This window comes from Arthrobacter sp. 05L421 (assembly GCF_056397785.1).
On record NZ_JBFTOC010000002.1, the window covers coordinates 392144 to 405443 of the forward strand.

Sequence of the window (13300 nt, forward strand, 5' to 3'; positions counted from 1 at the left end):
GGACGGCCGGACCCGACCGGCCAGGCCAACCCCCTACCCCCACAAGGAGAACACAGTGACTGTACCCATCGAATCAGACATCGACATCTGGGATGACGACATCCTTGTCGATCCTTACGCCACCTATGCCGCGCTCCGTGAGCAGGCCGCAGTGGTCCACCTGCCCAAGAACCACCTGTACGTCTTGACGCGCTACGATGCCATCCGCGACGCCCTCGGTGATCCGGAAACCTTCTCGTCCACCAGCATCGGGTTCAACCCCATGGTGAACGAGGCGCTGCAGGGCACCTCGCTGGCCTCTGACCCGCCCGTTCACACCCAGCTCCGCGCCACCCTGTCCCAGAACCTCACGCCCCGAGCACTCCGCGGCCTGAAAGTGGTCATCGACGAAAAGGCTGACAAGCTCGTCGCCGAACTCGCCGCCAGTGGCAGCTTCGAGGCCGTCGATTCGCTGGCCCGCGCCTTCCCGATCGAAATCGTTGCCGACCTCATCGGCTTCAGCGGCCACGTCAGGGACAACATGCTGCGCTGGGGCCAAGCCGCGATGCAGGTCCTTGGCCCGCTGAACCGGCGCACCCAGGAGAACTTCCCGATTGCCGGCGAGCTGTACGGCTGGTGCTCGTCGGTCACCGCCGAGGACCTCACGCCCGGCTCCATCGGACGCGGCATCTTTGACGCCGAGACGCGGGGGGAGATTCCCCAGGGAACTGCCGGGCACATCATCCACCAGTATCTGGGGGCGGGTGTCGACACGACCATCGCCTCCATCGGGAACATCATCGCCCTGTTCGGCCATCACCCCGAGCAGTTCAAGCTGGTCCGGGAGAACCCGGAACTCGTCCCCGCAGCTTTCGCCGAGGTGCTGCGCTATTGGGCACCGATCCACGTCTGGGGCCGCAGAGCAACGCGTGATGTGCAAATCGACGGCGTCACCATTCCTGCAGGCGCGCAGGTGGGCATCCTCTTTGGCGCCGGCAACCGTGACCCGCGGCACTACGAGAACCCCGACACCTTTGATGTGCTCCGCAACCCGGTGGACCACCTCGCCTTCGGCTATGGACCGCACGGCTGCGCCGGCCAGGGTCTGGCAAAGCTTGAAGCGCATGCGATCATCGAGGCGCTGGCCCGCCGGGTGGAATCCTTGACCATCTCCGACGAGGTCCGGCTGCCGAGCAACATGACCCGGAGCTTCGAGAAGCTCCAGGTCACCAAGGTGGTGGCAGCATGAGAATCGAGCTGGACCGGCCGCGCTGTGAGGGACACGGCCTGTGCGAGGAAGCCGCGCCCAAGCTGATGCATCTGGATGACGACGGCGAACTGGTCATCGATGTGCCCGAGGTGGACGGGGCCGCCCTTAATGCCGCGAAGGCGGCGGTCAGGATCTGCCCGGTCGCCGCGCTCCGACTGGCGGCATGACGATGCGCAGGATCGTGGTGGTAGGCAACGGCATCGCCGGCCTCACAGCTTGCGACTCGCTCCGAACGGCGGGCTTCGACGGTGAGCTGACGGTTGTGGGCGCCGAGAGCCACCATCCCTACAGCCGTCCCGCCCTGTCCAAGGCGCTGCTGCATGGCGACGATGCCCTCCGAGCGCACGAGCTCCCCGAGCCGACGCACGACGCAACGGAGCTGCTCGGCGTCAGCGCCACGGGTCTTGACGTCGACCGGCGATTGGTCCGCCTGGACGGGGGCAGTGAGCTGCCGTATGACGGCCTCGTCATCGCCCCCGGTTCCAGGGCGAAGCGTCTCACCCCCGGGCAAGGAGCAGCAGAACCGCAACAGGACGGTTCCCTCCGGGAATTCACCCTGCGCACCATCGAGGATGCGATCCTTCTCAAGGAGCGCGTTGCGTCGCGGCCCTCGGTCATCGTGGTCGGCGGGGGACCGCTCGGCATGGAGGTCGCGTCCGGGTGCCTGCACGTGGGCTGCGACGTCACGCTCGTCTCCGACGTCACGCCACTGTCGCGTCAGCTTGGCGACCATCTGGCCGGCCTCTTCACTTCCGCCGCCATCCGGCGCGGACTGCGGGTGGTCAGCGGCGGGAAGGCCCGTCTGACTGGTCACGGTACCGGGGCCAAAGTTGTCCTGGCCGACGGCACCGAACTCGAGGCGGATCTCGTGGTCACCGCCGTCGGCGATGAGCCGAACATTGACTGGCTGACCGGCTCAGACCTGCTCACCAATGGGTCGCTGCGCGTCGATTCGCGCGGCAGGATCCGGCCGGACATCGTGGCGGCCGGCGACGTGGCGTTCTTCCCGACCCGACGCGGCGTGCAGCGGATTCCCCTGTGGACGAGCGCCATCGACCAGGCCAGGGTCGCGGCCATCGGCCTGCTTGAGGGCGATGCCGCACCCGAGTTCAACTTCCAGCCCTATTTTTGGACGGAGGGCTTCGGGCTGTCGCTCAAGGCGGTTGGTTTCACTCCGGTGGCGGGTACGCCCGACTATTGCGAGCCGGGCCGGGAGAGCGGGTCAGTACTCCTGCGCTGGGACAACCCGGACGGTTCCGGGACCGCCGCCGCGGTCAACTACCGGATCCCAATCCCCAAACTCCGCCGGCTGGCCGACGCCGGTCCGGCCGCGCTGCGTCCGAACGCGCCCGCCCGGGTTTGACGCCACGCCACCGCTAGGATTGTTCTATGTCGTCGTTGCGAGAAGCCCAGAAGAAACTCACCCGCGACATGATTGTGGAGCGCGCGCTTGAGCTCTTTACCGAGAAGGGCTATGCCCCGACCACCATCGACGAAATCGCCGCGGCGGCCGGCACCACCAGGGCCACCTTCTACGCCTACTACCCCTCACGGGTTGACCTGATGAGGGACTTCATGGCTCGGGTCAACGCGGTGCTGGATCGTGCCGACGCACCGGGGAGCGGCTCCACCGCGCCGGACCTCGTGGACGTGGTGCGCGCGGGCGAGCTGCCGGGCATCCTGGCCTGGCTGGAGTCACGGGCGGCGCTCTGGCCGGTCTTCCGTCCCTACCTCGACGTGCTCGACGAGGCCGCCGCCGTCGACCGTGAGGTGCGCGCCATGGTCGACGGATGGCATGAGGAGGTCATTTCCGACCTGGTCCGCGGGATGACGCTGGCCGGGCGCTTCTCGGAGGAGACCCGCCACATCCGCGGAACCCTCGCCTTCACCTCACTGGACTACGTAGCCACGCTCTGGACACGCCGCAAGTTTGAACCAAACCGCGAACACGCCCTCGAGGTGCTTGCCGACAACTGGTACCACCTGCTGTGCGCTGAAGGCTAAGCCGGCCGTCACGTAACGGGGAAGCCTTTGCTTATGCCGGGCGCAGCCGGGGCCTCCGACCCACCCGGCCATCACGTATTCAGTACAGGAAGATCGGCAGCCAGTCGCGGTTGTGGGCGTGGACCAGAGCGAGGAACAGCACGAAGTCGAAGATCAGGTGCACGGTCACGACGTAGGTGAGGGACTTCGTCAGCTTGAAGGTGTAGCCCTGCAGCAACGCGAACGGAAACGTGAGAAGCGGCCCCCACGCCTGGTAGCCGATCTCCCAAAGAAAGGACGAGAAGATCACGGCTTGAAGGATGTTGGCCAGCCAGTCTGGAAAATGCCGCCGCAGCAGCGCGAACGCGGTGCAGATGAAGAACAGCTCGTCCCAGATACCAACGGCGTTCACTCCGAGGAAGAGCCGCCCGAAGGTCGATGGGTCAGATGGGTTCGGCCAGTTTTGGTACACGCCAGTGCTGATCAGGTAGACGGGCAGGATGAAGTATCCGAGCAGGACGACGCCGATCAGGTACACCCTCGCGATCAACGGCCACTTACGGCCGGTTTTCACCGGAAATTTGATGATCTTCTCGCGGTAGACGAACCGCGACACGATCCACGGAACCAGCACGGCCAAGGCAAGGGCACTGCCCATGAGTATCATGTGTTGGATGCTCAGGTCAGCGTTCAGTGCCACCATGCTGATGATGACCATTCCCGCCGCGATCAGCGCGAGGTGCCGCGTCAACTCACGGTCGATGAAGGCCGCTGTGGCCAGGCCCAGGGCAAGGCCGCCGTAGCCAAGCGGGTTGTTCCCGACGCCGAATAGCGCCACTCCGGACAGCGAGACCAGCACCGCCGGCAGCAGCTTCCAACTGAGCGCGGTACATTGGCTTTCCGCCGAGACCGATGTCACCCCACAAGCATGCCAGTGCCCTCCCTGGCGCGAAACGGTTTAGAGGCAGTCACCTTTGGGGCGCTGGCAGAGCTAAGGTGGAGATTCACAAGATACACAAGATACACAAGGATTCACAGGAGCTGGCGTGGAGAACCCTTTTCGACCGACCGCGGGAGCAACTCCACCTGACCTCATCGGCCGCGGGGGAGTTCTGGATGAATTCGCCTATGGACTGCGCATCGGGTCAGGAGCGCCCGGCCTGCTGACCATTTTCACCGGAGCCCGGGGCATTGGCAAGACCGTGATGCTCGGTGCCGCTGAAGATCTGGCGCTCCGCAACGGCTGGGCGGTCATCTCCGAAACGGCCACCACCGGCTTTGTCGGGCGAATCGGGGAATCCATGCGCCGGCTGACGGACGACCTTGGAGACGGGCCCACTGGGCGGCGGATCACGGCAGTGTCCTTGGCAGGGTTCTCCGTCACCACCCAGCTCGGTCCTGAAGAACAGGTGGACTGGCGTGCCCGTGGGGTGACCCTCCTGCGGCTCCTGGCCGCTAAGGGCACGGGGCTGATCATCACGGTCGACGAGATCCACGCCGCCGACAGGCCGGACCTCTCACGCCTCGCCGCCGACGTCCAGCACTTCATCCGCGAGGGCCTCCCCATCGGACTCGTCTTTGCCGGCCTTCCCGCCGCCGTATCTGATCTGCTCAACGAGGGCGTGGCCACCTTCCTTCGACGGGCAGACCGCATCGATCTCCACGCCGCATCAATCGCCGAAGTCGAACGCTCCTTCTCCGAGACCTTCGCCAGTGCCGGCATTGGGTTGTCCCCGCACCTGGCCAAGGCTGCTGCCGAGGCCACCGGAGGCTACCCCTTCCTCATCCAGCTCGTCGGCTATCACCTTTGGCAGGAAGCCGAAAAGGCGGGCTACAGTCTCGACGCCGCCGCCGTTGACCGCGCAGTGACCGCGGCCCGGCGGCGCAACGAACGCATGGTCATCGAGGCCGCCCTGTCCACCACCTCCGCCAGAGACCGCGACTTCCTCCAGGCCATGGCGGAAGACTCCGGCCCCTCGGCAACCCTGGATATCGGCAACCGCACCGGCCTGCGACCCAACGCCGTCGGCAACTACCGGACCCGCCTCATCGACGCCGGACTCATCGAAGCATCCGGGCACGGGCGCGTGAGCTATGCCATCCCGGGCCTCCGCGAATACCTCTCCGCCCACCCGAGCCGGAATTAGTCGTCGCCGTGCCGTCCCTGCGAGTCCCCGGAGAGGCATTCAGGTGGTGACGACTGGGATGATTGCGGCGTGCCGGGCAATGATCCGGACTATCGTGGGAGCACGAGCTTGCGATCAAAGGATTTGCCGTGGACACTCAAGTTCCCCAGTTCGATGGCGTGCACCACCTCAAACTCCCGGTCAGTGATCTCGACCGCAGTCGCGAGTGGTACCAGAGCCGGCTGGGCTATGCCGTTGCGATGGAGTTCCGCGAAGATGGCAAAGTCATGGGCCTTGCCCTTGATCACCCGGATGGCGGGCCAAGACTGGCGCTGCGGCTGGATCCTGGCAAAGCCGCGTCCTCCGCTGGATTCGATTACTTCTCCATCGGCGTTCCGACCAAGGCCGCAATGGACGCGCTATCCACGCGGCTGACGCAGTTGGGCGACGCCCACGCTGGCGTCCACGTCGCCTCTCTCGGGTGGATCCTGCCCGGTCTCTCAGACCCGGACGGGCACGAGATCCGTTTCTACACTACGGAGTCTCACAAGTCGGCGCCCGAAGGACAGGTGTATGTTGTTGAAAATGCCCGGAGGACAGCCCCACCACGAAACCAGGAACCGTTGCCCCGGCAATGATCGTGAACCATCATTGACTCCGCACGCGCGCGAGCCATTCGACAATCAGGGCCTGCGTCAGTGTGGGTTGCTCGTGCAAAAGCGCGTGGCCGGCGCGATCGAGTACAGCAAAGGTGGCCCGGGGGTAGTGCTCCACCAGCTCCCACGGGTCCGTAAACCCGGCCGTCGCATCCTGCCGTCCAGCAAGGATTAGCACGGGATGAGAATAGGTAGCCGCAGCCTCCGGGCGATCCCGAAGCTCCCAATTCGAAAAGATCCGCATCACGCCCGGCTCGTCAACCAGGGAAACTGCGGGTGCCACCAACTCCTGGAACCGGCTCAGCGTTTCATCCGTCTGCACCACGAAGTAGCTGCGGTAGGAGGCCTCGAGTTCCGGGCTCAGTTTGCCGGCAAGGTCGGCCGACGAAACGAGAATCTCGTGCGCGGGCACGTTGCGGGTCTGCGCGCCAACCGGGCAAATTAGCGCCAGCCCGGCCACCTGGTCAGGTCTCCGATTGGCCACGGCGCGGGCCAAGTACCCGCCGTAGGACTGGCCCATGACCAGCAACGGTTCATCACCGATGATGCTGTCGATCAGGCCAAGCAGAAGGTCCAGGACGTCATCGTTGCTGTTGATCGTCCCGGGCGCCGGCGTTAGGCCCATCCCCGGCAGATCCGGATACAGCCGCCGGAAGCCGGGAACGCTGCGGAATATCGGCTCCAGGGCGCCGGCGATCTCGCGATGATCCACGCCGGCACCGTGCAGAGCGAGGACCGGCCTGCCGCTGCCGTGCTCGGCGTAGTGCACAGACACCCCGCTGACCGTCGCCTTCATCCAGACAGTGTAGATCGCGCCGCGGCTTCAAGGCGGGGGTTGTTGGTGCGGTTCCACTCGATTGCTGAGCACCGGCGGAATCAGCGCTCTGACAGACTCAGATCCACTTGGGCGCGGCCGGAACCTTACCGTTTGTGGCTGCAGCGCCGGGCCCTGTGGCTGTAACGCCGCCGCTGCCCCGGCCGGCGGCCCATTCCACGACGGCGGCCAACGGTCCGCTGACCACAAAGGCGGCGTCCGACGCTGTGTCACCGAACGTGAGATCGTGGTCCGATACTTCGAGCACGAGGCCGGCGTCCGTGCCGCGGGCCTTCCAGGCGCCGGCGATGTCCGCCAGGAGCCGCTCGAGAACGGATGCCGGGATGTCGGCGAAGCTTGCGCCGTTGGCCAGGTCCACGGTGTGCATCCAGACTTCCCGGGTGCGCATCCAGACCGTTTCGGTGGCAGGCACTTCCCGGCCCTGGATGGTGCGGACTTTGTGGTGCCAGGCGTCCTCCGGAAGGTCCCGCCATTCGACGTTCAGGTGCACGGCGGAGTGGTCAAAGAGGTGCCTCAGCGCGATCGGGCTCAGCGTGGCGCCGAAGTCGATCTCGTGGTCGCGGACGGCTGTGGAGGCATACATCGGGGTTTCCACTCCGGTGGCCGCCCACTCGACCAGCCGGGCGATGGCCCGGGCGTTGTAGCCGATGTGCGCGGTGATGTGGCGGCGGGTCCAGCCCGGCAGCAGCGACGCGCCGTCGAGCTCCGCGTCGGAGAGCTCGTTGAGCTTGCGGGCGAAGAACGCCGTGCCGCGCCGGGCCTGCAGCAGGGCCGCGAGCAGCTCCGGGTCCGTGGTCTGGTCCTGGCGGGCAACCATCAGGCCTCCTTGACCACGCGGTTCTTCAGCTGGCCCAGTCCCTCGATGGTGGTGACCAGGAGCTGGCCCTCCTGCAGGTAGCGCTTGGGGTCCTGGGCGTGGCCCACGCCGCCGGGGGTGCCGGTGGCGATCACATCGCCCGGGTTCAGCGTGATGATGGTGGAGATGTATGAGACCAGGAACTCCGGGGTGAAGACGAGGTCGCCGGTGGGGGTCTGCTGCTGGATTTCGCCGTCGACCTCGGACGTCATCAGGGGCCCGGCCATGAATTCGTCCTTGGTGACCAGGGCGGGCCCGAACGGGGTGGACTTTTCCCAGGTCTTGCCCTGCAGCCACTGGATGGTGCGGAACTGGTAGTCGCGCATGCTGACATCGTTCAACACGGCGTAGCCCGCGATGTGGTCCGCAGCGTCGGCCTCGCTGATCCGGCGGCCTTTCTTGCCGATCACGACGGCGAGTTCGGCTTCCCAGTCCACGGCGACGGATTCCTGCGGCAGGGCCAGGTCATCGTTCGGGCCGATCAGGGACTCCTGGTACTTTGCGAACAGGGTGGGGAATTCCGGGACTTCCCGGCCCATTTCCTTGATGTGGTTGCGGTAGTTGTGGCCCACGCAGATGATCTTGCCGGGGGAGGGGACGACGGCGTCCAGGTCCGCGCCGTCGGCCGCGTGGGTGGCGCCGTTCGCTGCCTTCGCGGTGGCCTCCCAGTCGCCGGTGCGGAGCAGCTCGCCGACGTCGGCAAAGCCGTTGATCTCGGTCAGTGTGTCGCCGTCCTGGCGGACGGCCTTGGTCGTGCCGTTTCCGGTGCGGAGGGTGAGGAGTCTCATGCGTTCTTGCGTCCTTCGATGTAGGTGCGGTTGAAGTTCAGCCGTTCGAAAATGGGGGCGTCACTGAAGCGGAACAGGTCAAACGAAGTTTGAGAGCCAGCTTCGGCCTGCAGGTCCGCCTGCAGCGACCATTCCTGCCAGGACGGGACCACGAAGAGGTCGCCCTTCGTTAGGTTCCTGGTTTCGCCGTTCAGGACCACCGTGCCGGAGCCTTCGAAGACCTGCCAGACACTGGAGCCGACCTCGCGGAGGCCCTCGGTGGCGGCGCCGGCGCGGAGACGGTGGAATTCGGCCCGGATGGTCGGCATCACATCCCCGCCCGTGGTGGGGTTGGTGTAGCGGACGGCGGCGTGGCCCTGGGAAACGGTGGCCGGGTGGCCCTCGTCCTCCAGCAGCAGCTGCTCGGCCAGCGCACGGTCCGTGTGCTCCCAGCGGTAGGCCGCGATGGGGGAGCTCGTCGTGTCGTCCAGCCCGGAGAGCGGACGCAGACCCGGGTGCGCCCAGAGCCGCTCGGACCGGGAGACGTCCGGGGTGGCCTCATCCGTGACGCGCTCGGTACCGAACTCGAAGAAGCCGGCGTCGGCGTAGTGCACAAACGGGATGTCCAGGCCGTCGATCCAGGCCATCGGCTGATCGGTGTCGTTGTGGTGGCCGTGGAAGTTCCAGCCCGGGGTCAGTAGGAAATCCCCGCGCGACATCCGCACCGGGTCCCCGTTCACCACGGTCCAGACGCCCTCACCCTCGACCACGAAGCGGAACGCGTTCTGAGAATGCCGGTGTTCGGGCGCGGTTTCGCGGGCACCCAGGTACTGGATGGCCGCCCACAGCGTGGGGGTGGCGTACGGCGTTCCGGCCAGGCCGGGATTGGCCAGGGCAATCGCCCGGCGTTCCCCGCCGCGGCCCACCGGGACCAACTCCCCGGCACGGGCGGCCAGCGGATACAGGTCACTCCAGCGCCAGACGTGGGGGACAGCCTTGGGAGTCGGCACCATCGGCATCAAATCCGCGATCTCGGTCCACAGGGGGATCAGGTTCTCCCGGTCAAAATCCCGGTACAGCTCTCTGAGCTGGGCAGCCTCTTCGGGCGTCGGCTCCGGAGCAGTGTGCCCCGCGGCCACTGATTCGTGAGTCGTGTTCTCGGCGCTGATGGACACGTGGGCCTCCTCGGTAGGTCTGAACAGTTCGTTGGCGTGGTTCGACTCTACGGTTGCCGGCATGTGACCCCCAGCATATTCTGCTTGTCAGAATTCCCTGGGTCTGGCCGTCAGGGACCTCAGTCCGGCTCGGCCGGGTGTGCCGCGATATCGATCTCCAGCTGCCGGCATGTTTCCCGCAGGGCAGGAACGAGTCCGGCGTCGAACACCCGGCGGAAGCGGGTGGCGGGAGTGGCGACGCTGAGCGCGCCGACCACCTGCCCGTGCCGATTATGCAGGGCCATGCCGAGAGCGCTCACGCCCTCCTCGGTGCCTTCGAAATTGGCCGCGAAGCCGTTGCTCCGGATCGACTCCAGCTCGCGCAGGAAGGTCGGGTACTCGTTGTCCGGGATGGTGTCCCCGCCGATCTCGGCGTTGTTGCTGCGGAAGAGCTGGTCGATCATCGGCGGTTCTAGTTCGGCGAGCATGGCCTTGCCTCCGGACGTCTTGTTGGCGGGCATCACCGTCCCCTGCCGGTCACCAACCCGCAGCACGTTGCTGCCCTCCACCGTCGCCAGGAAGCGCACTTTCGTGCCCACCCGGACCATCAGGTTGACCGTCTCGTTGAGTTGTGCCGAGAGCAGCTCCATGTGCGGCTGGGCGAGCGAGCGGAGCAGCCTGGTCCAGCTCAGCCCGGCCGGCCCGACCCCCATTGCCGGGCCAGGGACATAGCGGCGGGTTTCATCCTGCACGGCGAATCCCCGGTAGACCAGCATCGCCAAAAGGCGATGGGCGGTGGAGGGCGCCACGCCCAGCTCCTCGGCGGCGTCCTTGAGCCGGAGCGCCCCGCCGTCGCGGAGGAGCTGGAGGAGCTGCAACGCGTTGTCGACGGCCTCGATCGAATAGGTGGGCCGCTTCTGCACGGGTTTGCGGGCCGAGCGGGCTGTTCGGTTGTTCTGCACATCAGAATTGTATTGTGGTTCACCTGCGGCGGCCACGACAGTAGTGGCATGAATCACACACCTTCCGCCGTTGCAGTGCCGCAACGATTCTCGCCGGGGGTCCCCGCCCCCACCACCGCTGACGGGCCTGCCTCACGGTTCTCCAAAGGATCGGCGGCGGCCGTCCTCGTCTGCTGGTTATTGGTGGTCTTCGACGGCTACGACCTGATCGTCTACGGCACCGTCCAGTCCTCGCTGATCTCCGACACCGGCTGGGGCCTGAGCAAGGCCACCGCCGGGACCATCGGTTCCATGGCCTTCGTCGGCATGATGGTCGGGGCGATCTTCGCCGGCCGGATGGCCGACTCCTGGGGGCGCCGCCGCACCATCCTCGGCTGCGCCATCGTCTTCTCAATTTTCACAATCCTCTGCGCCTTCGCCCCCAACGCAGCCGTCTTCGGGGGACTGCGGCTCCTCGCGGGCATCGGACTCGGCGGCCTGGTGCCCTCGGCAAACGCCCTCGTCGCCGAACTGGTCCCCACCAAATGGCGCTCCACTATCGCCACCCTGATGATGTCCGGCGTCCCCATCGGCGGCTCCATCGCCGCCGTCGTCGGCATCCAACTGATCCCCGCCTTCGGCTGGGAGTCCATGTTCCTCGTGGCCGTAATCGCACTGATGATCGTGGTGCCGCTCGGACTGAAATACCTTCCGGAGACGCTCGCCCCCGGCGGTACGTCGGACAAACACAGCGCCGCAGGCAGTGCTACAGGCAAGGCAGCCGGCAGCGGACGTAACCTCGAGGAGCAGATCGGCTTCAAATCCCTGCTCCGCGCCCCGTACCTGGGAATCAGCCTGCTGTTCGCCCTGGCGACGATCGCCACCCTCTTCGCCTGGTACGGGCTGGGCACCTGGCTGCCCAACCTCATGCAGTTGGCCGGCTACAACCTGGGGTCCGCACTGACCTTCGCCCTGGCCCTCAACCTGGGCGCGGTAGCCGGGTCGGTCGTCACGGCCTGGGCCGGGACCCGCTTCGGTCCGATCCCGACGGCGATCGCCGCGGCCGCCGTCGCCGCCGCCGCACTACTGGTCCTGGTGACGGGACCGCCGGTCACCGTCGTCTATCTCATGCTGGTCCTCGCCGGCGTCGGTACCCACGGCACCCAGTGCCTGATAATCGCCGCCGTCGCCAGCCACTATCCCGGGCACCTGCGCGGGACCGCCCTAGGCTGGGCGCTCGGGACCGGCCGCATCGGAGCCGTCGCCGCACCCCAGATCGGCGGCCTCCTGCTGGCCGCCGGACTCGGCGTCAATTCCAATTTCCTCGCCTTCGCAAGTGCAGCCGCCATCGCAGCGGTCCTGCTGGCCGCCGTCGGCCTCAAACTCACGTCAAAAACCACAACACAATCCTCACCAACAGGAGCAAGCAATGTCTGAGCACGACCCGTCCACCAGTTTCCTGTCCACCGACGGCTCGTCCACCGATGTCCTCGTCATCGGAGGGGGAATGGCCGGACTGGCCGGAGCCCTCGCGCTGCGGGAAAACGGCGCAAACGTCACCCTGGTGGAGCGCGCCCCCGAATTCGGCGAGGTCGGCGCCGGGCTGCAGATGGCACCAAACGCCTCCCGCGTCCTGAGGCGCTGGGGCCTGCTGGAAAAGGCCCTGGAGATCGGCGTCCAGCCCAAGCACCTGGTGTTCCGCGACGCGGTCACCGGCGAGGAACTCACGCGCCAGAGCCTCGGCGGGGAATTCGAGGAACGCTACGGTGCGCCATATGTCGTGATCCACCGCAGCGACCTGCACCGGGTCCTGCTCGAGGGCTGTGAGGCGGCGGGCGTGAAGCTGGTCAACGACGTTATGGTCGAGAGTGTGGAGACCGTGAACGGCCGGGGGGTGGCCCACACCGCCGCCGGTGTGGACTACGAGGCCGACGTCGTGATCGGCGCCGACGGGCTCAAGTCCACCCTGCGCCCGCTGGTCGCCAACGACCATCCGGTCCCCTCGGCCTACGTCGCCTACCGCGGCACGGTGCCGATCACCGAAAACACGCCCAAGGCTGACCTCGAGGACGTCATCGTCTACCTCGGACCGGATTGCCACCTGGTGCAGTACCCGCTGCGCAAGGGCAAGCTGCTGAACACCGTGGCCGTCTTCAAGTCGGCCTCGTTCGAACGCGGCGAAGAGCAGTACGGGGGAGTGGACGAGCTCGAGGCGGCGTACAAGGATTGCGTTCCGGCCGTCCAGGAAGCGCTGAAGAACCTGGGCACCAGCATGCGCTGGCCCATGTACGATCGCGATCCGATCGAAAACTGGGTGGCCGGCCGGATGGTGCTGATGGGCGACGCCGCGCACCCGATGCTGCAGTACCTCGCCCAGGGAGCCTGCCAGGCCCTCGAAGATGCGGCCGTGCTGCAGGACGCCAGCCACGGGACTGTCTTCACCGCCGACGGCGTCAAGCCGGAAGGCTGGGACGACGCGATCAGGGAATTCAACAACGTCCGCGCCGGCCGCACAGCCCGGGTCCAGCGCACCGCCCGCATCTGGGGCGAATCCTGGCACGTCTCCGGACTGGCCCGGATCTTGCGCAACCTGCTCTTCAAGAGCCGGAAGGACAACGACTTCCAGTACAACGACTGGCTGTATGGCCAGAGTGGCGACGGCGTCCCGGCAGCTCGCGCGGCCCACTCCAGCCTGGCGGAACGGATTCCCGCCTGACCTAAGGACGGGACGGC

14 protein-coding genes are annotated in these 13300 nt (G+C 66.5%); 8 read left to right on the forward strand and 6 right to left on the reverse strand.

Annotated elements, in window-relative coordinates; all coding sequences use genetic code 11:
- Nucleotides 1–55 precede the first annotated feature (55 nt).
- The 4 genes from AC1DKQ_RS04725 to AC1DKQ_RS04740 are packed head-to-tail and all read left to right on the forward strand — an operon-like array spanning nucleotide 56 to nucleotide 3253.
- Nucleotides 56–1228: a cytochrome P450 gene (locus tag AC1DKQ_RS04725; RefSeq protein WP_476918352.1), complete on the forward strand. Its 1173-nt coding sequence runs from the start codon at nucleotides 56–58 to the stop codon at nucleotides 1226–1228.
- Nucleotides 1225–1416 (forward strand): ferredoxin, encoded by a 192-nt coding sequence (locus tag AC1DKQ_RS04730; protein ID WP_476918353.1) that lies wholly within the window; start codon nucleotides 1225–1227, stop codon nucleotides 1414–1416. The genes AC1DKQ_RS04725 and AC1DKQ_RS04730 overlap by 4 nt, the downstream gene beginning before the upstream one ends.
- Nucleotides 1413–2612, forward strand: coding sequence for an NAD(P)/FAD-dependent oxidoreductase (locus AC1DKQ_RS04735; protein WP_476918354.1), 1200 nt, complete (start codon nucleotides 1413–1415; stop codon nucleotides 2610–2612). The genes AC1DKQ_RS04730 and AC1DKQ_RS04735 overlap by 4 nt, the downstream gene beginning before the upstream one ends.
- 26 nt (nucleotides 2613–2638) lie before the next feature.
- The gene (locus AC1DKQ_RS04740) at nucleotides 2639–3253 is read left to right on the forward strand and encodes a TetR/AcrR family transcriptional regulator (RefSeq protein WP_476918355.1); all 615 of its coding nucleotides are present in this window, start codon (nucleotides 2639–2641) and stop codon (nucleotides 3251–3253) included.
- Nucleotides 3254–3332: 79 nt separating this feature from the next.
- Here AC1DKQ_RS04740 and AC1DKQ_RS04745 read toward each other — a convergent pair whose 3' ends face one another.
- Nucleotides 3333–4151, reverse strand: coding sequence for a CPBP family glutamic-type intramembrane protease (locus AC1DKQ_RS04745; protein WP_476918356.1), 819 nt, complete (start codon nucleotides 4149–4151; stop codon nucleotides 3333–3335).
- A gap of 127 nt (nucleotides 4152–4278) precedes the next feature.
- On the opposite strand from AC1DKQ_RS04745, the gene AC1DKQ_RS04750 reads away from it, so the two are divergent.
- A complete protein-coding gene (locus AC1DKQ_RS04750; RefSeq protein ID WP_476883410.1) occupies nucleotides 4279–5379 on the forward strand; it encodes an AAA family ATPase in 1101 nt (366 codons plus the stop codon).
- Nucleotides 5380–5507: 128 nt separating this feature from the next.
- The gene (locus AC1DKQ_RS04755; protein ID WP_476883411.1) at nucleotides 5508–5996 is read left to right on the forward strand and encodes a VOC family protein; all 489 of its coding nucleotides are present in this window, start codon (nucleotides 5508–5510) and stop codon (nucleotides 5994–5996) included.
- A gap of 10 nt (nucleotides 5997–6006) precedes the next feature.
- On the opposite strand, the gene AC1DKQ_RS04760 is transcribed toward AC1DKQ_RS04755, so the two are convergent.
- From AC1DKQ_RS04760 to AC1DKQ_RS04780, 5 genes are all read right to left on the reverse strand, one after another.
- On the reverse strand, nucleotides 6007–6810 hold the full coding sequence (locus tag AC1DKQ_RS04760; protein ID WP_476883412.1) for an alpha/beta fold hydrolase: 804 nt from the start codon (nucleotides 6808–6810) through the stop codon (nucleotides 6007–6009).
- A gap of 97 nt (nucleotides 6811–6907) precedes the next feature.
- On the reverse strand, nucleotides 6908–7666 hold the full coding sequence (locus AC1DKQ_RS04765; protein ID WP_476883413.1) for a maleylpyruvate isomerase family mycothiol-dependent enzyme: 759 nt from the start codon (nucleotides 7664–7666) through the stop codon (nucleotides 6908–6910).
- Nucleotides 7666–8493 carry a fumarylacetoacetate hydrolase family protein gene (locus AC1DKQ_RS04770; RefSeq protein ID WP_476918357.1) on the reverse strand — a complete coding sequence of 276 codons (828 nt, stop codon included), beginning with the start codon at nucleotides 8491–8493 and terminating at the stop codon, nucleotides 7666–7668. The genes AC1DKQ_RS04765 and AC1DKQ_RS04770 overlap by 1 nt, the downstream gene beginning before the upstream one ends.
- Entirely contained in the window at nucleotides 8490–9647 is a 1158-nt protein-coding gene (locus AC1DKQ_RS04775; protein ID WP_476883438.1) for a cupin domain-containing protein, read from the reverse strand. Before AC1DKQ_RS04775 ends, AC1DKQ_RS04770 begins: the two co-directional genes overlap by 4 nt.
- A 119-nt stretch (nucleotides 9648–9766) precedes the next feature.
- A complete protein-coding gene (locus AC1DKQ_RS04780; RefSeq protein WP_476883415.1) occupies nucleotides 9767–10588 on the reverse strand; it encodes an IclR family transcriptional regulator in 822 nt (273 codons plus the stop codon).
- 48 nt (nucleotides 10589–10636) lie between these two features.
- Here AC1DKQ_RS04780 and AC1DKQ_RS04785 point away from each other — a divergent pair, with 48 nt between their 5' ends.
- Together AC1DKQ_RS04785 and AC1DKQ_RS04790 are read left to right on the forward strand one after the other, a co-directional pair.
- Nucleotides 10637–12004, forward strand: coding sequence for an MFS transporter (locus tag AC1DKQ_RS04785; RefSeq protein ID WP_476883416.1), 1368 nt, complete (start codon nucleotides 10637–10639; stop codon nucleotides 12002–12004).
- On the forward strand, nucleotides 11997–13283 hold the full coding sequence (locus AC1DKQ_RS04790; protein ID WP_476883417.1) for an FAD-dependent oxidoreductase: 1287 nt from the start codon (nucleotides 11997–11999) through the stop codon (nucleotides 13281–13283). The genes AC1DKQ_RS04785 and AC1DKQ_RS04790 overlap by 8 nt, the downstream gene beginning before the upstream one ends.
- Nucleotides 13284–13300: the final 17 nt, after the last annotated feature.